Raw genomic sequence first — 22,158 nt, forward strand, 5'->3', positions numbered from 1 at the left:
CCATGTTTGAAATCCACCCTGTTAAGAAAGTCTCGGTGGTTATTCCCGTTTATAACGAGCAGGAAAGTTTACCGGAATTAATCAGGCGCACCACCACAGTCTGTGAATCGCTGGGGAAAGAGTATGAAATTCTGCTGATTGATGACGGCAGCAACGACAATTCCGCGCAAATGCTGGTCGATGCCTCACAAGCGGAGGGCAGCCATATTGTGTCTATTTTGCTTAATCGCAATTACGGACAACATTCGGCAATTATGGCGGGATTCAGTCACGTTACCGGCGACTTAATTATTACTCTTGATGCCGATCTCCAGAATCCGCCAGAAGAAATCCCCCACCTGGTGGAAAAAGCCGATGAAGGTTACGACGTGGTAGGGACTGTGCGCCAGAACCGCCAGGACAGCTGGTTTCGTAAATCCGCCTCGAAGATGATTAACCGGTTGATCCAGCGCACCACCGGCAAAGCGATGGGCGACTACGGCTGTATGCTGCGCGCCTATCGCCGGCATATTGTCGATGCCATGCTGCACTGCCATGAACGCAGCACCTTTATCCCGATTCTGGCGAATATCTTTGCCCGCCGCGCCATTGAAATTCCAGTGCATCATGCCGAGCGTGAATTTGGTGAATCCAAATACAGCTTTATGCGCCTGATTAATTTGATGTACGACCTGGTGACCTGCCTTACCACTACGCCGCTACGTATGCTGAGTCTGCTCGGCAGCATTATTGCGATTGGAGGTTTTAGCATCGCGGTACTGCTGGTGATTTTACGCCTGACCCTCGGGCCACAATGGGCGGCAGAGGGCGTCTTTATGCTGTTTGCCGTGCTGTTTACTTTTATTGGTGCTCAGTTTATCGGCATGGGCTTGCTCGGTGAATATATCGGCAGGATCTACACCGATGTCCGCGCCCGCCCCCGCTATTTTGTTCAGCAAGTTATCCGTCCATCCAGCAAGGAAAATGAATAATGAAAACCGTCGTTTTTGCCTACCACGATATGGGATGCCTCGGTATTGAAGCTCTGCTGGCTGCCGGTTACGAAATTAGCGCCATTTTTACCCATACTGATAATCCCGGTGAAAAAGCCTTTTATGGTTCGGTGGCTCGTCTGGCGGCGGAAAGAGACATTCCGGTTTATGCGCCAGATAATGTTAATCATCCGCTGTGGGTAGAACGCATAGCCCAACTGTCACCTGATGTGATTTTCTCTTTTTATTATCGCCATCTGATCAGTGGCGATATTTTGCAGCTTGCTACCGCAGGCGCATTTAATCTGCATGGTTCGCTGTTACCGAAATATCGTGGTCGCGCGCCGCTGAACTGGGTGCTGGTGAACGGTGAAACGGAAACAGGCGTTACGTTGCACCGAATGGTGAAACGCGCCGATGCCGGAGCCATTATTGCCCAACTGCGCGTTGCCATTGCGCCAGACGATATTGCCATTACGCTACATCATAAATTGTGCCACGCCGCGCGTCAGTTGCTGGAACAGACATTACCCGCGATTAAACACGGTAATATTCTGGAAATCGCCCAGCGTGAGAACGAAGCCACCTGTTTTGGTTGCAGAACACCGGAGGACAGCCGCCTGGAATGGCATAAACCGGCTTGTGTACTCCACAACATGGTGCGTGCCGTTGCCGATCCCTGGCCTGGCGCCTTTAGTTATGTTGGCAATCAGAAATTTACAGTCTGGTCGTCCCGCGTACATTCTCTTACTACTGCCGCACAACCGGGCAGCGTGATTTCTGTTGCACCGCTGTTGATTGCCTGTGGTTATAGCACGCTGGAAATCGTCACCGGACAGGCGGGCGACGGCATTACCATGCAAGGCTCACAATTAGCGCAAACGCTGGGGCTGGTGCAAGGTTCTCGATTAAATAGCCAATCAACCTGCGCTGCCCGACGCCGTACCCGGGTACTCATCCTTGGCGTTAATGGCTTTATTGGCAACCATCTGACAGAACGCCTGCTGCGCGAAGATCATTATGAAGTTTACGGTCTGGATATCGGCAGCGACGCCATTAGTCGTTTCCTTAATCATCCGCATTTTCACTTTGTCGAAGGCGATATCAGTATTCATTCCGAATGGATTGAGTATCACGTCAAAAAATGTGATGTCGTCTTGCCGCTGGTGGCGATAGCCACACCGATTGAATATACCCGCAACCCACTGCGCGTATTTGAACTCGATTTTGAAGAGAATCTGCGCATTATCCGTTATTGCGTGAAGTACCGTAAGCGAATCATCTTCCCATCGACTTCAGAAGTTTATGGGATGTGTGGTGATAAATACTTCGATGAAGACCATTCTAATTTGATCGTCGGCCCGGTGAATAAACCGCGCTGGATTTATTCGGTTTCAAAACAATTACTTGATCGGGTGATCTGGGCCTATGGCGAAAAAGAAGGTTTACAGTTCACCCTCTTCCGCCCGTTTAACTGGATGGGGCCACGGCTGGATAACCTTAATGCGGCACGAATCGGCAGCTCGCGCGCAATTACCCAACTCATTCTTAATCTGGTGGAAGGCTCACCAATTAAGCTGATTGATGGCGGAAAACAAAAACGCTGCTTTACTGATATTCGGGATGGCATTGAAGCGTTATACCGCATTATCGAAAATGCGGGAAATCGCTGCGACGGCGAAATTATCAACATTGGCAATCCTGATAACGAAGCGAGCATTGAGGAACTGGGCGAGATGCTGCTGGCGAGCTTTGAAAAACATCCACTGCGCCATCACTTCCCACCGTTTGCAGGCTTTCGCGTGGTAGAAAGTAGCAGTTACTACGGCAAAGGATATCAGGACGTAGAGCATCGTAAACCAAGTATCCGCAATGCTCGCCGCTGCCTGGGCTGGGAACCGAAAATTGATATGCAGGAAACCATCGACGAAACGCTGGATTTCTTCCTGCGCACTGTCGATCTTGCGGAAAAATCATCATGATCAAAGTGGGCTTACGCATTGATGTCGACACCTTTCGTGGCACCCGTGAAGGCGTGCCGCGTCTGCTGGAAATCTTGAGTAAGCATAATATTCAGGCCAGCATTTTTTTCAGCGTCGGCCCGGACAATATGGGCCGCCATCTCTGGCGACTGGTGAGGCCACAGTTTTTGTGGAAGATGCTGCGCTCAAACGCGGCATCGCTTTATGGCTGGAATATTTTACTGGCAGGTACGGCATGGCCAGGTAAAGAGATTGGTCATGCTAACGCCGATATCATTCGTGAAGCGGCTAAACACCACGAAGTCGGCCTGCACGCCTGGGATCACCATGCCTGGCAAGCCCATATCGGTCACTGGGATCGGCAAACAATGGTCGACGATATCGCACACGGCCTTCGCACTCTGGAAGAGATTATCGGCCAACCGGTAACCTGCTCCGCTGCCGCTGGCTGGCGTGCCGACCAGCAGGTGATCGAAGCAAAAGAAGCGTTCCATTTGCGCTACAACAGCGATTGTCGTGGGGCGATGCCGTTTCGTCCATTGCTCGAATCAGGAAAGCCCGGCACTGCGCAAATCCCGGTGACCTTACCCACCTGGGATGAAGTGATTGGTCGGAATGTGAAAGCAGAAGATTTCAACGGCTGGCTGCTCAACCGCATCCTGCGAGATAAAGGCACGCCGGTTTATACCATTCATGCAGAAGTTGAAGGCTGCGCTTATCAGCATAATTTTGTGGATCTCCTGAAACGCGCCGCCCAGGAAGGCGTGACATTTTGCCCTTTAAGCGAACTGTTATCAGAGACGTTGCCGCTCGGGCACGTCGTTCGCGGAAATATTGCCGGACGTGAAGGCTGGCTGGGTTGCCAACAAGCTGTGGGTAGTCGGTGATGAAATCGATACGTTACCTTATCGGCCTCTTTGCGTTTATTGTCTGTTATTACGTGTTACCGATCAGCACACGTCTGCTCTGGCAACCGGATGAAACGCGTTATGCGGAAATTAGTCGGGAAATGCTGGCTTCCGGCGACTGGATTGTGCCCCATTTGTTAGGGCTACGTTATTTCGAAAAACCCATTGCCGGATACTGGATTAACAGTATTGGGCAATGGTTATTTGGCGCGAATAACGTTGGTGTGCGGGCTGGTGTCATCTTTGCGACCCTGTTAACCACCGCGCTGGTGGCCTGGTTTACTCTGCGCTTATGGCGCGATAAGCGTCTGGCACTACTCGCCGCTATGGTTTATCTCTCGCTGTTTATTGTCTATGCCATCGGCACTTATGCCGTGCTCGATCCATTTATTGCATTCTGGCTGGTGGCGGGAATGTGCAGCTTCTGGCTGGCAATGCAGGCACAAACGAGGAGAGGCAAAAGCGCGGGATTTTTGCTGCTGGGGTTAACCTGTGGCATGGGGGTGATGACCAAAGGTTTCCTCGCCCTCGCCGTGCCGGTATTAAGCGTGCTGCCGTGGGTAGCGACGCAAAAACGCTGGAAAGATTTCTTTATTTACGGCTGGCTGGCGGTTATCAGTTGCGTACTAACGGTTCTCCCCTGGGGGCTGGCGATAGCGCAGCGGGAGCCTGATTTCTGGCACTATTTTTTCTGGGTTGAGCATATTCAACGCTTTGCGATGGATGATGCCCAACATAAAGCCCCGATCTGGTACTACTTGCCTGTCATCATTGCCGGTAGCCTGCCGTGGCTGGGATTACTCCCCGGCGCACTTTACGCAGGCTGGAAAAATCGCAATCATTCCGCAACCGTCTATTTGTTAAGCTGGATGGTGATGTCGCTGCTGTTTTTCTCCGTCGCCAAAGGCAAATTGCCCACTTATATTCTCTCCTGCTTTGCGCCTTTAGCGATGTTGATGGCGCATTACGCTTTGCAGTCGGCAAAAAATAATCCTCTGGCGCTGCGAATTAATGGCTGGATTAACATTGCATTTGGCGTCACGGGCATTATTGCCACGTTTGTTGTCTCCCCCTGGGGGCCGATGAATACACCTGTCTGGCAGACTTTCGAGATCTATAAAGTCTTTTGCTCATGGTCTATTTTTTCGCTGTGGGCATTTTTCGGCTGGTACACCTTAACAAACGTGGATAAAACCTGGCCTTTTGCCGCACTTTGCCCGCTGGGGATGGCGTTGCTGGTAGGATTTTCAATTCCTGACAGAGTTATGGAAGGAAAACATCCGCAATTTTTTGTCGAGATGACGCAAGAATCACTTCAGCCGAGCCGCTATATTCTTACTGATAGCGTCGGTGTTGCCGCAGGTCTGGCATGGAGCCTGCAACGCGATGACATCATCATGTATCGCCAGACAGGTGAGTTGAAATACGGCCTTAATTATCCGGATGCGCAAGGGAGATTTGTCAGAGGTGATGAGTTCGCCCGGTGGCTTAATCAACATCGTCAGGAGGGGATTATTACACTCGTGCTTTCGGTTGACCGTGATGAAGACATCAACAGTCTCGCCATTCCGCCCGCCGATGCCATCGATCACCAGGGGCGTCTGGTGCTCATTCAGTATCGCCCCAAATGATCTGGCTGATTTTAGTCTTTGCCAGCCTGCTTAGTGTAGCCGGGCAGTTGTGTCAGAAACAGGCAACCGGCTTTGTGGCAATAAACAAACGACGCAAACATATCGTACTGTGGCTGGGACTGGCGCTGGCTTGTCTTGGCCTTGCGATGGTGCTTTGGCTACTGGTCTTACAGAATGTACCGGTGGGCATTGCCTACCCGATGTTGAGTCTGAATTTTGTCTGGGTGACGCTGGCTGCGGTAAAACTGTGGCACGAGCCGGTATCGATGCGTCACTGGTGCGGGGTGGCATTCATTATTGGCGGCATTGTGATCCTGGGGAGTACCGTATAATGGGTCTGATGTGGGGATTATTCAGCGTCATTATTGCTTCTGCAGCACAATTAAGTCTGGGTTATGCGGCAAGTCATCTGCCGCCGATGACGCAGTGGCGGGATTTTATCGCAGCGTTTTTTGCTTTTGATACCGGTGCTCAGATGCTGCTGGTCGGATTGTCTGGTTATCTGATCTCCGTTTTTTGCTGGTATAAAGCGTTACATCAACTGGCACTCAGCAAAGCCTATGCCTTACTGAGTATGAGTTATGTACTGGTATGGATTGCTTCAATGGTACTTCCTGGCTGGGAAGGGACGTTTTCACTGAAGGCACTGCTGGGCGTAACCTGTATTGTGAGCGGATTAATGCTGATTTTCCTGCCCACGACAAAACAACGTTACTGAGTTTTCCCAGCCGGTTTACACTGCCGTTCCCACTCATCGGGGCTGTAATTGCTTGCCGAGAGGACTTTCACCGTGTGCAACTTTTCACGATTAATACAATAAAGCGCATTCTGCAAAGGCGAGAGTAAATCCCCCACTTTCACGGCGAAGTCACTCTTCACTTCAGCGATCATTTTTATCGCACCGCCAGCACCGCAGAGCATAAGAACATGTCTGTTATCTTGTTTGTCGCAACATGATTTCTTGACCAGCCATTCCATTGCATTATCCTGTTTGCTAAGAGTTTTCACATTAAGTTACAGATTAACAGATAAACTCTTTATCAACGGCAATGGAATGGCAAAAATGAGATGTGAAACGGATGATCCATTACTGCTGGCGTTGAACCCACTCTTTCAACGCCTGGCGTGAGATCTTAATGCCGCCGTTTTTCAGTTCAGGCGGAAGCGTCAGCCAACGCACCGGTTGCTGAAAACGTGCCAGTTTATCTTTCACCCATTCGCTAAGATCAACGACTTCGCTGTCATACTCCACGACAGCCACCGGGCGATGACCAAACTCCTTGTCTGCAACGGGGACGATAAACACCTGCAAAACCGCAGGATGCGCAGCAATAACCCGCTCCACTTCTTCCGGCTGAATACCTTCACCACCGCTAAAGAACAGATTATCTAATCGCCCGACAATGGTCAGTTTACCGTTATGCATCTCGCCGCGATCGCGCGTAGCGTACCAGCCTTCGTCATTCACCAGTGGCACCAGTTGCCCGTTACGCCAGTAACCTTCTGCCATACTGGCAGCACGCAACCACACTTCATCGTTAACGATTTTTACTTCCCGACCGGGCAACGGCGAACCGACGTCCACCAGACCGTCGGCTTCTTTTGCACACACCGTGGAGGCAAACTCCGTCAGACCATAGCCGCAAAAGCAACGGATGCCCTGCTCGCGCGCCTGTTCCGTCAACTCGACCGGGATCGCCGCGCCGCCAAGCAATACCGCTTTCAGGGAAACTGAACTACGGTTAACCAGCAAACGCCAGAGCTGCGTCGGCACCAGCGAAGCGTGAGTACAGCCTGCCAGCATTTGCTCCAGCGGCTGTTTATCGCGTACCGTCATCCGCGCGCCAGCGTATAACCAGCGCCACATAATTCCCTGACCGGAAACGTGAAATAGCGGCAAAGAGAGCAGCCAGTCATCGTGCTCGCCAAACGGAATCAGCGATAACACACCTTCGGCGCTGGCAAGATGAGCCTGATAAGTATGAACAGCGGCTTTCGGCAACCCGGTAGAACCAGAGGTCAACGTCATTGAGCACAGACGTGTCGGCTGCCACATAGCTGCATATGCGCCCTCCCCAGCCTGAATTTGCAGCGACGTTAACGCCGGAAAGGTGTTCTCCCCTTCCGGCACCAGCGCAAATTGCAGAGTAAGATTGGGCAGCAACTCCTCAAGCAACGGCTGCGGAAGCTGTGGATTGACGGGAAGCACCCGCGCACCGCATTGCAGCAACGCCAGCCAGGCCAGCAGCGTTTGCGGCGTATTCCACGCCCGCAGCATCACGCCGCTGCCCTCAACCACGCCCTGCGCCGCAAAGCCTGAGGCTAATTCATCGACGCGAGCACAAAGCTCGCGCCAGTTGAGTTGCTCATCGTTGAGACGCAAGGCGATGGCTTCTCCCCGCACTTGCCGCCAGTGACGCCACGGCCAGTCAGAGAAGATCATAGCAGCCGCTCCAGTGCATCTGCTTCCACTAACGGCAGTGGACTACCCGGCCAGCGACGAACCTGCTGCGCCTGCATCAGATCCAGTGTGTCCAGCCCCGGAATGGTGTCTGGCGTTAACCAGGCCGCAATCCGCGCCAGTTGCGTTAAGCCTAAGCTCGACTCGATGGAAGAACTGATCACCGCCGTCAGCCCCAGCGCGTGCGCCGCCTGCACCTGCTCGCGTACTTTATCCAGGCTGCCAGTGAGTGTGGGTTTGATAACCACCGCGCGCACACCCTCTTCCGCCACAAAGGCAAAATCCGGCTCGCGCAGGCTTTCATCCCAGGCAATGGCAATGCCGGTTTCACGGGCAAAGGCGCGGGAATCATCGCGGGTTTTGCACGGCTCTTCGAGAAAAGCGATGCGGTCGCGATAATCCGGGTTAACGTATTTGGCAAACTGCTGGCTCTTCAGCGGCGTCCAGGCGCGATTCGCGTCAAGACGCAAATGCAGATCCGGAACCGCTTCCAGCAACAGATTCACCACCATGCCGTCGCGCACGGCTTCGTATAATCCCACTTTGACCTTCGCCACTTTCTCACCTGGCATATCGGCAAGTTTGAGGATCAGATCGTCAGGATCGCCATTACACAGCGGTGCCGCACGGTAATTGGCTGCTTGCGGCAACGTGTCTGCCAGTTCCGCCAATGCACAGCTTACGCCAAAGGCGACGGAAGGCATTTGCGGTAATTCGCAATCGCCTGCCAGCCAGTCATTTACCCAGGCAAGCAGCACACTTTGCGCCTCTTCCCAGGTTTCCTGACTGAAGCCCGGCAGTGGGGAGATCTCTCCCCACCCTTCGCGCTCGCCGTCGCGCAGGCAAACGTACAGCCCGTCGCGGGTTTTTAACCGCCTGTCGCGCAGAACCACCCCCGCGTCCATGGGGATCTGCCAGCGGTATACCTGCGCGCTACGCATTACGGATTCCGTTTGAATTTGCTGAAATCAGGCTGACGTTTCTGGTTGAAAGCATTACGACCTTCCTGACCTTCTTCCGTCATGTAGAACAGCATGGTGGCGTTACCCGCCAGCTCTTGCAGCCCTGCCTGACCGTCGCAGTCTGCGTTCAGTGCAGCTTTCAGGCAGCGCAGCGCCATCGGGCTGTTTTGCAGCATTTCGCGGCACCAGCGGACGGTTTCTTTTTCCAGATCCGCCAGTGGCACAACGGTGTTCACAAGGCCCATGTCCAGCGCCTGTTTTGCGTCGTACTGACGGCACAGGAACCAGATTTCACGCGCTTTTTTCTGTCCGACAATACGCGCCATATAGGAAGCACCCCAGCCGCCGTCGAAGGAGCCGACTTTCGGGCCAGTCTGACCGAAGATGGCGTTTTCTGCCGCAATGGTCAGGTCGCACATCATGTGCAGAACGTGACCGCCGCCGATAGAGTAGCCAGCAACCATCGCGACAACTGGTTTCGGGCAGGTACGGATCTGACGCTGGAAGTCCAGCACGTTCAGGTGATGTACGCCGGAGTCATCTTTATAACCGCCGTAATCGCCACGGACTTTCTGATCGCCGCCGGAGCAGAACGCTTTATCGCCTGCGCCAGTCAGAATGATCACGCCGATGTTGTCGTCATAACGCGCATCCGCCAGTGCCTGGATCATCTCTTTTACCGTCAGAGGACGGAAGGCATTGCGCACCTGCGGACGATTAATGGTGATTTTTGCGATACCGTCGGCAGATTTTTCATAACGAATGTCCTCGAAACCTTCGGAACAGTCGTGCCATTCAACCGGTGCGTAAAGCATTGCTTCATCAGGATAAATCATAGTGTGTCCTTTAGTCAGAAACGCAAGATCTGCGCCAGACTTGCGATTACGCCAGCGGGATTCTCCCGATGCGCGTTATGTCCGGCGCGAGGAATGACATGGCAGTCAGCAGCCAGTTCCGCCGCCAGAGCGCGGAATTTGCTGTCACGTTCACCACATAAATAATAAAACGCAAATGTGCGGGCGCTAAGGTTAGCACGTAAATCAGGCTGGACGGACAATGAGGTTGCTTCCAGCATGGCGGCAAGCGTTGCGCCGTTATTGTTACTACGCAGCGTCACCAGTTCCTGGCGCTGCTCATCGTTGAGCGAGGCAAAAACCGGTTGTTGATACCAGTCGGCAAAGACCGCCGTTAATGGTTCTGTGCGAAAACGCTGCGCCCAACGGTGATCGGAACGCTGGCGTTCCGCGCGTTGTTCAGCACTTTGCAGCCCAGGATGACCACCTTCGACAATAACGCCACAAAGCCCCGGCATCCCCTGACAAGCCGCCATCATTGCCACGCGTCCGCCGAGCGAGTACCCCACCAGCCAGTGGTTAAGTATGTTGTAACTAACAAGGGTTTTACGCAGTAAGTCGGTGACATCATCAAATCCATCGACGCTAATTTCCGCCGAACCGCCGTGACCAGGGAGATCAACATACAACCGCGAGTAGTCGGCAAACGCTTCGCCGACTTGCTGCCACTCCTGGCAATCGCCGGAAAAACCGTGCAAAAAAACCAGCCAGGGTAAACCTGGCTTGCCGTGTTTTGCCTGCGCGTGCAGGATCATAAATGGCTTACCTGCGCCAGCAACTGCTGGAGGGTCTGCGCACCATCGGTGTCGTTAACCACCATCTCAATCACGGTGGTGGTCGGGGTGCGCCAGGCGTCGGCAAGCGCCGTTTCAAGTTCCTGCCAGTTTTGCGGGCGATGATATTTCAACTCAAACATCGCAGCGGCGTGCTCAAAATGGACATTTTGCGGCATCAGATAGAAACGCTCACGCTCGCTTGTTGGCGTTGGTAGCAGCGAGAAAATTTGCCCGCCGTTGTTGTTCACCACTATTAATACCAGCGGCGCGGAAACCTGGCGCAGTAACGCCAGTGCGTTCAGGTCGTAAAGTGCAGAGAGATCGCCAACAATCGCCAGCGTGGGTTTGCCGCTCGCCCGCTGAACGCCTGCGGCGGTAGAGAGCAGTCCGTCAATACCGCTGGCTCCACGGTTGCTATAAACCGGATAACCTGCCGGAAGTTGCGAGAGCGCATCGATCAGACGCACCACCAGACTGTTACCGACAAACAGTTGCCCCTGCTCCGGCAGATAGTCGCTGATGCGATGCGCCAGTTGCGCTTCACCAAATGCATCACGGCGCGCAACAACCGCCTGCATTGCCTGTTCAGCCAGGCGCGGGAGCTCAACGCACCAGGGCTGGCGTTTTTCTGCCGGATGCAGCTCCAGCCAGTCGGCGATATTGGCAATCAGCCGACGTCCACGATGGTGCGCCGGGTCGAGTCGCCCTTCAATATTATCAACAATCCAGTACTCTTCCGGCTCACAACTCGCCTGCCATTGCAGTAACCGTTTGCCGGTCAGACTGCTTCCCAGTTGCACAACAATCTGCGCCTGCTGTAACTCGCTGGTCGCTTTGGTATTGCCTAACCACAGGTCAGCGCACGGCAGCGGCTGCCCGGTTTGCGACAATACGTCGCCAATCAGCGGCCAGCCAAGAGTTTGCGCCCACTGGGCCACTTTTTTGCCCTCTTCCGCACTCATGCGACCCGCAACGACCACGCCACGCTTTTGCCGCCAGAAGAACCAGTCGCGCTGTTTTTCGCTCTCCAGACGAGGCGCTTCACGCAGCCACGGTTTATCGTCCTGCCACCAGTCGCCCAGACGTTGTTGCCAGCTAAGCCCGGTGTCGTCCATCTCGCCATACAACGGTTCAGCAAACGGGCAGTTGATATGAACTCCGCCAGTATGAAGCGTACCGAGAGCATGGTCGATGGTGGATACCAGCCAGCGAGCGGGAATATCCTGCGTCGGACGCGGTAGTGAAATACTATGCATGGGGTGAGAGGCGAACATTCCCGGCTGGCGAATCGCCTGATTCGCGCCGCAGTCGATCAGTTCCGGCGGACGATCGGCGGTTAAGAGGATCAGTTTCTCTCCAGTTAACCCCGCTTCAATCAGTGCCGGATAGAGATTTGCCACCGCCGTGCCGGAAGTCACTATCACCGCCACCGGCTGTTTGCTGACTTTCGCCAGCCCCAGCGCCAGATGCCCCAGCCCACGCTCATCAAAATGGGTGTGGTGGATGAATGCAGAATTTTCCGCCGCCGCTAACGTTAACGGCGTAGAACGGGAGCCAGGGGCAATGCAGACGTGTCTGACGCCATGACGCGTTAATGCTTCCAGAATGACCGCCGCCCAGCGTCGGTTAAATGCGCTTACTGACATGAGTTTGTCCGGTATCAATATTGCGGCTAAGTATAAGGAGCTACAAAAATAGATTATTGATATGAATCGGTAATGATGCGACTCATTACTATTCCATTTGTAATAATGTTCGCAACCCTGCCGCTTTGTTGTCGATTTCCTGCCACTCTTGCTCGGGGTCTGAGCCTCGCACAATGCCTGCTCCGGCATACAATCGCACCACATTGTCACTGATTTTCGCCGAGCGCAGGGAAACGCAGAATTCGCTTTGTTGTAATGAGAGATAACCCGCAGAACCGGCATACCATTCACGGGTGAACAGTTCGTGCCGGGCGATGAACTGCCGCGCCAGATCGCGCGGCAAACCAGCAACTGCTGCCGTTGGCTGCAACTGATGTAAACAGATCACATCATCCGCTTTGTTGAGTGAAGTCCAGATACAGCGGCGCAGATGCTGCACTTTACGCAGACGCAGTACCTGCGGCGGTAACACATCCAGCGTCTGGGTGTCGGCCTGCAATCGTTGGCAGATATCTTCCACCACCAGCATGTTCTCGCGCTGGTTTTTATCATCCGCCATCAGCCACTCACCCAACTGCTGCGCCTGCTTATCATCAGAATGATTTGCTACCGTTCCCGCCAGGGCTTCGGTACGCAGAGCTTTGTCTCGCCGCCGCCATAGCCGCTCAGGCGTTGAGCCAAGAAAAGCATTTTCGCCATCAAAGGCCATGTAAAAATGATAGCAGTTCAGATTGAGCCGACGACTGGCAGCCATCATCGCCGCCGCATTGACCGGACTTGCGAAATGCAGGTCAGTCGCCCGAGCAAGAACCACTTTGTCGAGCTCACCTTCAGCGATGGTTTTCGTTGCCAGTTCGATTAATCGCGTCCAGCCAGTTTTGTCCGGCCAGTGTTGTTCTTTCGTGGTGGTTAAACGTAACGCGGGCAAAGGTTTAATATTCGCCAGTGTGGCGATAAATTCTTTTGCCTTAACTGCATCGTCCTGAAGGGAATTTTCACTGAATAGCGTCAGCCGTAGCGTGGCTTTACCGCCACAGCGCCGCCATTCCAGGCGTGGTAAAAGTAGATTGCCCTGCGACGGGTCAAACGCATTCAGTCCCCAGATGCGTAAGTCGGCGTGTTCTGGATACTGACGAAGAAAACGTTGTGCCTGCTCCAACGACGTAAAACGGGTAATCGCGCCCAGCACGGCAGCTTCTTCATCACCATTACGTTGTTGCCAGTAAAATTGCGGGTACGTTTGCTGACTGGCCAGCCAGCTTAAGGCATCAAAAGCGTCATTGAGAGGGAAAGGAATGTCGAAAACCCGAATGCCGGGTGTCGCCGGAATCTCTTGCGACAAATGGCGCAGTAGATTTTCCAGCGCCGTAGTAAGTGATTGCACGCGGACCTCTCCCTGTTAAAAGCCTCACATTATACGGGGTACTACAGAAAAAATGCAGTACCCCAGTGTAGGGAGGTTTTAACGGCGTGCCAGCAATAGTCCTAATACCAGTCCAACAGCCGCGCCAACGCCAATTCCCTGCCAGGGTTTTTCGTGGACGTAGTCATCGGCGCGATAAACCGCCTGCTTCGCCCGATAGTAATAACTGTCAGAAGCCTGGCTTACCCTTTTTTTCACATCATCCAGCGCCTTTTCTGCACGCGCCTTTAACTCAACATATTTTTGATCGGCGGGATCGCCAGAGGAACGTAGTACCTCTTCAAGTGTTTCACTCAGCAACGTCAGGTCGTCATCGATACGTGTATCACCAAACTGATTAGACATTATCGTTCTCCATTTGCGTAAAACCTGCCACTAACTATAGACAACGGTTATCGATTACGCCTGAATAACCTCGCGCGCCATCCCGATATGCGGAATACCATCTTCCTCATAAATATCGGTCACAGGGATGAAACCAAATTGCCCATAAAAGTTTTGTAAATGCGCCTGCGCCCCCAGATAAATCGGCTTCTCCGGCCAGTGGCGAGTACACGATTCCAGCGCCTTACTCATCAATTGTTGACCGATTTTTTCGCCGCGTAAGTCTTCGCTGACAATCACCCGACCAATCACGACGGGTTGCAGTTCGTCGTCACTTTTCAGAATCCTCGCATACGCCACCAGTGTCCCGTTATGCCAACCGAGAATGTGGCGATTTTCTCCCTCCAGATCGTCACCATCGATATCCTGGTAAGGACAGTTTTGTTCCACTACAAATACCGCACAACGCAGTTGTAATAAGGCATAAAGCTGAGAAACGGATAAATCAGAATGATGCAGATCTTGCCAGTCGATCATGGAAGGCTCCTTTGTGCTGTTTGCTTTATACTAGCCGGAATATTTTCAGCAGCGTGATGAACTCATGGAATTAATTTTTTTAGGCACTTCAGCAGGTGTTCCGACCCGGACACGTAATGTCACAGCCATATTGCTTAATCTGCAACATCCGACGCAAGCCGGGCTTTGGTTATTTGACTGTGGTGAAGGTACACAACACCAGATGTTGCACACGGCATTTAACCCGGGAAAACTGGACAAGATTTTTATAAGCCATCTTCATGGCGATCACCTTTTTGGCTTGCCCGGGTTGCTATGCAGTCGTTCCATGTCAGGCATTGTGCAACCATTAACGATTTATGGTCCGAAAGGTATCCGCGAATTTGTTGAGACAGCGTTACGCATTAGCGGCTCATGGACCGATTATCCGCTGGAAATTGTTGAAATTACGGCAGGAGAAATAGTTGATGATGGCCTGCGCAAGGTAACGGCATATCCAATGGAACATCCACTTGAGTGTTACGGCTATCGTATTGAAGAACATGATAAACCAGGCGCGCTGAATGCCCAGGCGTTAAAAGATGCCGGCGTACAACCCGGTCCGCTGTTCCAGGATTTGAAAAAAGGCAAAACAGTCACGCTGGAAGACGGTCGGCAGATTAACGGCGCTGATTACTTAGCCGCGCCTACACCGGGTAAATCAATCGCTATTTTTGGTGATACCGGCCCTTGCGATGCCGCAATCGATCTTGCTAAAGGTGTCGACATAATGGTTCACGAAACGACGCTGGATATGGAGATGGAAGCCAAAGCTAACAGCCGTGGGCACAGTTCAAGCCGTCAGGCGGCGACTCTGGCTCGTGAGGCGGGTGTCGGCAAATTGATCATTACCCACGTCAGCTCACGCTATGATGATAAAGGCTGTCAGCATTTATTACGCGAGTGCCGGGCAATTTTCCCGGCAACAGAACTGGCGAGCGATTTCGCGGTGTTTAGCATTTAAATCGAAAGCGGTAGTTAGTTGGCGGATTAATTTAATGATGCCAACGTACTTATTCGACATATCTTTCATCTGTTTGCCGAATACGCTTGATGTCGATATCAGGCAAACAGATTTATCATTTTTAGTTTTGTGAATTGTCCAGACCTTCCGCCAGTTCAGTCAGGCGAATAAATTCAGCTCTGTAACCTTGAGTATCTTGCCCTTTTGCCTGCCGCGCCCACTGTTTGATCTGCTGCCAGGATGTATTGTTCAGGTATTCAGAACCGCGTAACTTTTGCCCATATGCAGCTACTGCTGCGCGAAAATGCATATCTTCAGAAGGAGCATTAATTGTCGGTGGCAGTGGGAATTCGACTAACTGACTTTCTTTTCCCTGAGGGTATTTCCAGCGTATCTTTAACCATGCCAGCTCTTTCGCTTTGTCCGATTTCGCTGATTTCTGATCCGGTGCATAGCGTAATTTATCAATTGACGCTTTTTGTCCGTTCAGCGTTAATTCAAATAACAAAGTTATATGTTTACCTGCGCCAATATCGCCAGCATCAACATTGTCGTTATTAAAATCTTCTGCCTGCAGTTGGCGCTTTTCATAACCAATCTGACGATATTCCGTCACCCACGCCGGGTTAAACTCAATCTGCGCTTTAACATCTTTCGCCACGGTAACCAACGTCTGATGCATTTCGCTGTTTAACACTTTCTGCGCTTCAGAGAGGGTATCAATGTAGCTGTAATTACCGTTGCCGACATCGGCAATTCTCACCATCATTGCCTCATTGTAATTATCCCCTCCTACGCCCAGCGTCGATAGCGTAACACCAGACTCCCGCTGTTTTTTCACCATTAATTCAATCGATTTTGGATCGTCAATGCCAACGTTAAAATCACCGTCAGTTGCTAATAAAATGCGATTGACGCCACCTTTAATAAACCCCTTCGCTGCCTGCTGATAAGCCATCTCCAGCCCGGCACCGCCATTAGTGCTACCTCTGGCATTCAGCGAATCAATAGCAGCATTGATTTCATCTTTATGATTCCCGGAGGTAGAAGGCAACGCAATACGGGAGTCACCGGCATAGGTCACGATAGAAATGTTGTCCTGATCACGGAGTTTTTTGACCAGCAATTTCAAAGAAGACTGAATTAGAGGTAAGCGTTCATCAGAATACATTGACCCGGACGTGTCGATAAGAAAGACCAGATTAGAAGCAGGCAACGCTTCACTTTTGAGATCTTTCGCCAGAATATCCACTTTCAGTAAGGTTCGCTGCTCATTCCATGGCGCCGGTGCCAGTTCGTGGCGCATAACAAAAGGTACAGGCTTACTGGCGGGAACAAGCTCTTTATTATTGCTTTTATCATTAATAACCCAGTCTGACGGAAAGTAATTCACCATCTCCTCCACCCGCACTGCATCTGGCGGAGGCAACTGCCCATGATTGAGAAAACGGCGTACATTTGCATAGCTGCCGGTGTCAACATCAAGGCTAAACGTCGCCAACGGGTTTTGCGCTACCTGCTTAACCGGATTGTCATCGAACTGCTGGTAGCGAGCGGTTCCAGGATTTGAGATATGTGTAGCTTTTGCTTTAGCCGCTCTTTCATATGTTGGCGCTTCCTGCAATCGCCCCTGTAAAGCTTGTTTGTCTGAGTATTGTTGCGCTTCTTGCTGGACTAAGGCTTTTGCTTTCGCGTCTGCAGCGGCTTTAGCAGCGGCGGCTCTTTGCTCAGCCACTTTTGTTGCCGCTTGTTGCGCGGCACGCGCTTGCTGGTCTGTCGATGTAGTAGATTGGTGCTGCGGGTTTTCCTTATCATCAGGCTCCTGTCCGCATCCTGTCAAAATCAAACCACCAATAAGCAACATAATTATATTTTTATTTCTCATACAACTTCCTTTTAAAAAAATCATGAACCTGGCGTAAAATATGTCTTTTGTATATTCCTGTCAGTATTAATTAAATACATTACTGGCACTCATCATGAATAATGATAAAACAACACATTTCATCAACAATAAATATATGAAAAGAATAATTCCTCTCTATGTCATATTGCTAATATTTTCTCTTCCTTTACTTGTTTTATATCAACCTTACGTCAGCGCCTTACCCCCCTCACCGCAACATGCCAGCCCTGAGCAGCTAGAAAAAACGGTACGTTATCTTTCACAAACAGAGTATCCACGCAGTGCTGATCATATTGATAAATTGAATATATCTGCCAGCTATATTAAAAATATTTTCACACAAAGCGGGGCAAAAGTTACCGAACAGAGGGTTCCTATTATTGATGGGCCTTACAAAAACATTATTGCTGACTATGGTCCACAGGATGGACCGCTGATTATTATTGGTGCGCACTATGATTCCGCAACCAGTTATGAAAACGACCAATTAATCTATACGCCTGGTGCAGATGATAACGCCAGCGGCGTCGCAGGATTACTGGAACTGGCGCGTCTGCTACAACAGAAAGCACCAGCTATTGGCGTACAACTGGTTGCCTATGCTTCAGAAGAGCCGCCCTTCTTTCGCAGTGACGAAATGGGAAGCGCGGTACATGCCGTTACCCTGATGCGCCCGGTTAAACTGATGATATCCCTTGAAATGATTGGGTTTTATGATTCCGCGCCTGGGAGTCAAGACTATCCTTACTCTGCGATGTCCTGGCTTTATCCCGATCGAGGTGACTTTATTGCTGTGGTCGGCAGAATGCAGGATATCAGCGCCGTGCGTCAGGTAAAAGCCGCGTTGTTATCGTCAAAAGAATTATCTGTTTATTCTATTAATGCCCCTGGTTTTATTCCCGGTATTGATTTCTCCGACCACCTTAATTACTGGCAGCAAGGTATTCCCGCCGTCATGATTACAGACACCGCTTTTTATCGTAATAAACAATATCACCAGCCCGGCGATACAGCAGACAGACTGAACTATCAGAAAATGGCGCAGGTGGTGGATGGTGTTATAACCTTGTTGTACAACAGTAAATAATAAAATTTTCTCGAGGCGGCTCCAGAAAAAGCAGCTTGTATATTTTATTTTTCTCCGTCTGTTTTAAGATGCGCAAAAGGAAATCTGACGGGAGAAATAAGATGGGAATGATTGCGTATTTTGCGGAAATAAACTCAGAAAAGGCCAACAAGCTGATTGAGTCTAATGAAAAATCTTTAATGGACGATATTCATGAAACGCTTTCAGGCTTAAGGCGACTGGATATTGATAAACGCTGGGATTTTTTACATTTTGGCCTGACGGGCACATCTGCCTTTGATCCAGCAAAAAATGATCCGCTGAGTCGTGCGGTGCTCGGTGAACATAGTCTCGAAGATGGCATAGATGGTTTCCTGGGATTGACCTGGAATCAGGAGTTAGCCGCCACTATCGACCGCCTGGAGGCACTCGACCGAAATGAGCTGCGTAAACAGTTTTCCATTCAGCGACTCAATGAAATGGAGATATATCCGGGAGTGACCTTTTCAGAAGAATTAGAGGGGCAACTCTTTGCTTCGATCATGCTTGATATGGAAAAGCTGATTAGTGCGTACAGACGTATGCTACGGCAAGGGAATCATGCGCTGACGGTTATTGTTGGGTGATGGTGTCAGGGCACCATAAAAAAACCGCCGAACATGTCGGCGGCTTTCTCAGCTTACAGACTGACGACTTACATCATCGGCATTGCCAAACGCACAATGCTAATCAGCGGTTGCGGCCATACACCCAGCACCAGTACCAACAGTGCGGAGATCAGCACCACGATACCGCCCGCGCTGTACTGCCAGTTTGATGGTGCATCGCGACCCGGTTGTTCCGGTGCGTGCAGGTACAGGCTCACCGCCACGCGCAGGTAGTAGTAGAGGCCGATTGCCGAACCGACAACCACGGCACCCACCAGCCACCACAAGTGTGCCTGGACACCGACCGCCAGCACGTAGAACTTACCGATAAAGCCCAGCGTCATCGGGATACCGGCCAGAGACAGCATCATCACCGTCATCACTGCCGCGAGGATCGGACGATGCCAGAACAGACCACGGTAAGAGAACAGGGAATCAGCATCCGGGCCACGATACGGGCTGGACATCAGGCTGACCACACCGAACGCGCCGAGGCTGCTGAACAGATAACCGGCCAGGTAAACCCCTACCGCTTCCATCGACATCTCGCCAGTTTGCAGCGCAATCAGCGCCACCAGCAGATAGCCGAGGTGAGAGATAGACGAGTAACCGAGCAGACGTTTGATGTTGGTCTGGCTCAGCGCCATCAGGTTACCGAAGATGATGGAGGCAAAGGCGATAATCGCCAGCACCACGCGAATCGCTTCGCTGTCACCCACCGGTGCGTAAAGGAACAAACGCATCACCACACCGAAGATAGCGATTTTGCTCGCCGTCGCCAGGAAGGTGGAAACCGGCGCAGGCGCGCCCTGGTATACGTCTGGCGTCCACAGGTGGAACGGCACCAGAGAGAGTTTAAAGCCGAGGCCAACAATCATCAGGCCGAAACCTGCCAGCAACAGCGGCTCGTTGAGCATACCATCGCCAAGGTTTTTACCCAGTGCAACAAACGACAGGTCACCAGACTGCGCATACACCAGCGCCATACCGAACAGCAGGAAAGAAGACGCTGCGGCAGAAAGGATAGTGTATTTGATACTGGCTTCCAGCGAACGTTTCTGGCGGAAAGCGTAACCGACCAGGCCAAACAGCGGCAAAGAGATCAGTTCAATACCGAGGAACAGAGACGCCAGATGGTTGGCATTCGCCAGCAGGATCCCGCCCAGCGCGGCAATTAACACCAACAGGTAGAACTCATCCTTGTTGTCGTTATAGCCTTCAAGCCACGGGTAGGCGAAAGTACAGGTGGCGAGGCTCGCCAACAGTACCAGCCCGGTGTAAAGCATGGCGAAACCATCAACGCGCATCAGCGGCGTAACGTCCATAGCGCCCGCCTGGCCGACAAACCAGAGCGAAACCAGCGCCGCGTTAAGCCCAATAACCGAGAGCGTAGCGTTGAGGAAATGATTGCGTCGCCACGCAATGGAGAGCATCACAACCACCACCGTCAAGCCGACGATCAGCAACGGTAGCAGTGCGATCAGGTTTTGTGGAGTTATTGTCATGGCGATTTACGGCCTTGTAGTAGTAACGGAATTAACAAACCACTGCTGGATATTGCCAATCGCAGAGTGCGAGGTATCCAGAATCGGCTGCGGATAGAAGCCCAGCAGTACCAGCAGCACCACCAGCAACAGGATCATAAACAGCTCACGCAGCGACATCCCTGGCAGTTCCTGGCTGGCAATCTGGCTTTTCGCTTTACCGAAGTAAGCGCGATGCAACATCGCCAGCGAATAAACAGATGCAAAGACCAGCCCAAAGGTAGAGATAACGGTAATCACCGGGACAACCTGGAAGCTGCCGAACAGAATCATAAATTCGCCGACGAAGTTACCGGTGCCTGGCATCCCAAGCGTTGCCACCGCAAAGAACAGCGACAGTGCTGGCAGCCATTTCATCTTGCTCCACAGACCGCCCATCATGCGCATGTCGCGGGTATGGATACGTTCATAAAGCTGACCACAAAGAATAAACAGACCCGCCGCCGACAAGCCGTGCGCAATCATCTGGATTACCGCGCCCTGGTAGGCCAACTGGCTGCCGGTGTAGATAGCAATCAGCACGAAGCCCATGTGGGAAACCGAGGTGTAGGCGATCAGACGTTTGATATCGGTCTGGGCAAAGGCCATCCACGCACCGTAGAAGATGCCGATAACACCCAGCCACATAGCGATTGGCGCGAACTCTGCCGACGCGTTCGGGAACAGCGGCAGGGAGAAACGCAGCAGACCGTAAGCGGCGGTTTTCAGCAAGATCCCCGCGAGGTCAACGGAACCGGCAGTCGGTGCCTGAGAGTGCGCATCCGGCAGCCAGCCGTGCAGTGGAACCACCGGCATTTTCACCGCAAAGGCGATGAAAAAGCCCAGCATCAGCAGATATTCCACACCGCTGGACATTGGCGTATTCAGCAGCTCTTCATAGTTGAAGGTCCAGACGCCGGTCGCATTGTAGTGAACAAAAACCAGCGCCAGGATGGCGATCAACATCACCAGACCACTCGCCTGGGTGTAAATGAAGAACTTGGTTGCCGCCGTGATACGCGTTTTACCGTCAGAGGCTTTATGCCCCCACAATGCGATCAGGAAGTACATCGGCACCAGCATCATTTCCCAGAAGAAGAAGAACAGGAACATGTCGATGGCAAGGAACACGCCGATAACGCCGCCCAGGATCCACATCAGGTTGAGGTGGAAGAAGCCCTGATATTTTTCGATCTCATTCCACGAGCAAAGTACCGCCAGCACGCCGAGCAGACCGGTCAGGACGACCATCAGCAGCGACAGACCATCAATGGCGAGATGGATAGAGATTCCAAAACGCGGGATCCACGGCATGTCGAATTCAGACTGCCACTGCGGAATTCCGGCGGATTGCGTCAGTGAATAACCGCCCTGCAACCAGAGTTGCAGCGACAGCGCCAGCGTCAATCCCATGGTGATCAGCGCGATCCAGCGCGGCACCTTGACGCCAAAGCGTTCGGTCTGCCAGCACAGGAAGCCGCCGATAAAGGGAATTAATATTAGCCAGGGTAGTAACATGGCGATCTTTATTCCTTGTAAAAGTCCCGTCAGGACCGGAT

At 52.1% G+C, this 22,158-nt stretch carries 21 protein-coding genes; 9 read left to right on the plus strand and 12 right to left on the minus strand.

Annotation, left to right across the window (positions count from 1 at the left end):
- Positions 1-2 precede the first annotated feature (2 nt).
- Genes arnC through arnF form a run of 6 tightly spaced genes read left to right on the plus strand, consistent with a single transcriptional unit; the run spans position 3 to position 6,210 of the window.
- Positions 3-971, plus strand: a complete 969-nt coding sequence (gene arnC, locus HEM79_RS07025; protein ID WP_176242295.1) for an undecaprenyl-phosphate 4-deoxy-4-formamido-L-arabinose transferase — start codon at positions 3-5, stop codon at positions 969-971.
- Positions 971-2,953 carry a bifunctional UDP-4-amino-4-deoxy-L-arabinose formyltransferase/UDP-glucuronic acid oxidase ArnA gene (gene arnA, locus HEM79_RS07030; RefSeq protein ID WP_176242297.1) on the plus strand — a complete coding sequence of 661 codons (1,983 nt, stop codon included), beginning with the start codon at positions 971-973 and terminating at the stop codon, positions 2,951-2,953. The genes arnC and arnA overlap by 1 nt, the downstream gene beginning before the upstream one ends.
- Positions 2,950-3,840: a 4-deoxy-4-formamido-L-arabinose-phosphoundecaprenol deformylase gene (arnD, locus tag HEM79_RS07035; protein ID WP_176242299.1), complete on the plus strand. Its 891-nt coding sequence runs from the start codon at positions 2,950-2,952 to the stop codon at positions 3,838-3,840. Before arnA ends, arnD begins: the two co-directional genes overlap by 4 nt.
- Positions 3,840-5,492, plus strand: coding sequence for a lipid IV(A) 4-amino-4-deoxy-L-arabinosyltransferase (gene arnT, locus HEM79_RS07040; protein WP_176242301.1), 1,653 nt, complete (start codon positions 3,840-3,842; stop codon positions 5,490-5,492). The genes arnD and arnT overlap by 1 nt, the downstream gene beginning before the upstream one ends.
- On the plus strand, positions 5,489-5,824 hold the full coding sequence (gene arnE / locus HEM79_RS07045; RefSeq protein WP_000638003.1) for a 4-amino-4-deoxy-L-arabinose-phosphoundecaprenol flippase subunit ArnE: 336 nt from the start codon (positions 5,489-5,491) through the stop codon (positions 5,822-5,824). Before arnT ends, arnE begins: the two co-directional genes overlap by 4 nt.
- The gene (arnF, locus tag HEM79_RS07050; RefSeq protein ID WP_176242303.1) at positions 5,824-6,210 is read left to right on the plus strand and encodes a 4-amino-4-deoxy-L-arabinose-phosphoundecaprenol flippase subunit ArnF; all 387 of its coding nucleotides are present in this window, start codon (positions 5,824-5,826) and stop codon (positions 6,208-6,210) included. Before arnE ends, arnF begins: the two co-directional genes overlap by 1 nt.
- On the opposite strand, the gene pmrD is transcribed toward arnF, so the two are convergent.
- The 9 genes from pmrD to HEM79_RS07095 form a co-directional block, all read right to left on the minus strand.
- Complete coding sequence (gene pmrD / locus HEM79_RS07055; RefSeq protein WP_176242304.1) at positions 6,204-6,470, minus strand: signal transduction protein PmrD; 267 nt, start codon at positions 6,468-6,470, stop codon at positions 6,204-6,206. The genes arnF and pmrD overlap by 7 nt on opposite strands.
- A gap of 109 nt (positions 6,471-6,579) precedes the next feature.
- Entirely contained in the window at positions 6,580-7,935 is a 1,356-nt protein-coding gene (gene menE, locus HEM79_RS07060) for an o-succinylbenzoate--CoA ligase (RefSeq protein ID WP_176242306.1), read from the minus strand.
- Positions 7,932-8,894, minus strand: coding sequence for an o-succinylbenzoate synthase (gene menC, locus HEM79_RS07065; RefSeq protein ID WP_021551116.1), 963 nt, complete (start codon positions 8,892-8,894; stop codon positions 7,932-7,934). Before menC ends, menE begins: the two co-directional genes overlap by 4 nt.
- Positions 8,894-9,751 (minus strand): 1,4-dihydroxy-2-naphthoyl-CoA synthase, encoded by an 858-nt coding sequence (gene menB / locus HEM79_RS07070; protein ID WP_000639990.1) that lies wholly within the window; start codon positions 9,749-9,751, stop codon positions 8,894-8,896. Before menB ends, menC begins: the two co-directional genes overlap by 1 nt.
- Before the next feature lie 14 nt (positions 9,752-9,765).
- Positions 9,766-10,524 carry a 2-succinyl-6-hydroxy-2,4-cyclohexadiene-1-carboxylate synthase gene (gene menH, locus HEM79_RS07075; protein ID WP_176242308.1) on the minus strand — a complete coding sequence of 253 codons (759 nt, stop codon included), beginning with the start codon at positions 10,522-10,524 and terminating at the stop codon, positions 9,766-9,768.
- Positions 10,521-12,191, minus strand: coding sequence for a 2-succinyl-5-enolpyruvyl-6-hydroxy-3-cyclohexene-1-carboxylic-acid synthase (menD, locus tag HEM79_RS07080; protein WP_176242310.1), 1,671 nt, complete (start codon positions 12,189-12,191; stop codon positions 10,521-10,523). The genes menH and menD overlap by 4 nt, the downstream gene beginning before the upstream one ends.
- Before the next feature lie 88 nt (positions 12,192-12,279).
- Positions 12,280-13,575, minus strand: a complete 1,296-nt coding sequence (gene menF / locus HEM79_RS07085; protein ID WP_176242312.1) for an isochorismate synthase MenF — start codon at positions 13,573-13,575, stop codon at positions 12,280-12,282.
- A 78-nt stretch (positions 13,576-13,653) separates the two neighbouring features.
- Positions 13,654-13,959, minus strand: coding sequence for a stress response protein ElaB (gene elaB, locus HEM79_RS07090; RefSeq protein ID WP_000070621.1), 306 nt, complete (start codon positions 13,957-13,959; stop codon positions 13,654-13,656).
- Between the two features lie 54 nt (positions 13,960-14,013).
- Positions 14,014-14,475: a GNAT family N-acetyltransferase gene (locus HEM79_RS07095; protein ID WP_000568143.1), complete on the minus strand. Its 462-nt coding sequence runs from the start codon at positions 14,473-14,475 to the stop codon at positions 14,014-14,016.
- Between the two features lie 64 nt (positions 14,476-14,539).
- On the opposite strand from HEM79_RS07095, the gene rbn reads away from it, so the two are divergent.
- A complete protein-coding gene (rbn, locus tag HEM79_RS07100; RefSeq protein ID WP_176242313.1) occupies positions 14,540-15,457 on the plus strand; it encodes a ribonuclease BN in 918 nt (305 codons plus the stop codon).
- A gap of 121 nt (positions 15,458-15,578) precedes the next feature.
- Here rbn and HEM79_RS07105 read toward each other — a convergent pair whose 3' ends face one another.
- Positions 15,579-17,342, minus strand: coding sequence for a vWA domain-containing protein (locus HEM79_RS07105; protein ID WP_176242315.1), 1,764 nt, complete (start codon positions 17,340-17,342; stop codon positions 15,579-15,581).
- 136 nt (positions 17,343-17,478) lie between these two features.
- Here HEM79_RS07105 and HEM79_RS07110 point away from each other — a divergent pair, with 136 nt between their 5' ends.
- Complete coding sequence (locus HEM79_RS07110) at positions 17,479-18,450, plus strand: M28 family metallopeptidase (RefSeq protein WP_176242462.1); 972 nt, start codon at positions 17,479-17,481, stop codon at positions 18,448-18,450.
- Between the two features lie 101 nt (positions 18,451-18,551).
- Positions 18,552-19,055 carry a YfbM family protein gene (locus HEM79_RS07115; RefSeq protein WP_176242317.1) on the plus strand — a complete coding sequence of 168 codons (504 nt, stop codon included), beginning with the start codon at positions 18,552-18,554 and terminating at the stop codon, positions 19,053-19,055.
- Positions 19,056-19,123: 68 nt separating this feature from the next.
- Here the strand turns inward: HEM79_RS07115 and nuoN are convergent, their stop codons facing one another.
- Positions 19,124-20,581, minus strand: coding sequence for an NADH-quinone oxidoreductase subunit NuoN (gene nuoN / locus HEM79_RS07120; protein WP_176242319.1), 1,458 nt, complete (start codon positions 20,579-20,581; stop codon positions 19,124-19,126).
- 6 nt (positions 20,582-20,587) lie between these two features.
- A complete protein-coding gene (gene nuoM, locus HEM79_RS07125; protein ID WP_000926452.1) occupies positions 20,588-22,117 on the minus strand; it encodes an NADH-quinone oxidoreductase subunit M in 1,530 nt (509 codons plus the stop codon).
- Positions 22,118-22,158: the final 41 nt, after the last annotated feature.

This window comes from Escherichia sp. 93.0816, from assembly GCF_013368855.2.
Classification (GTDB): Bacteria; Pseudomonadota; Gammaproteobacteria; order Enterobacterales; family Enterobacteriaceae; genus Escherichia; species Escherichia ruysiae.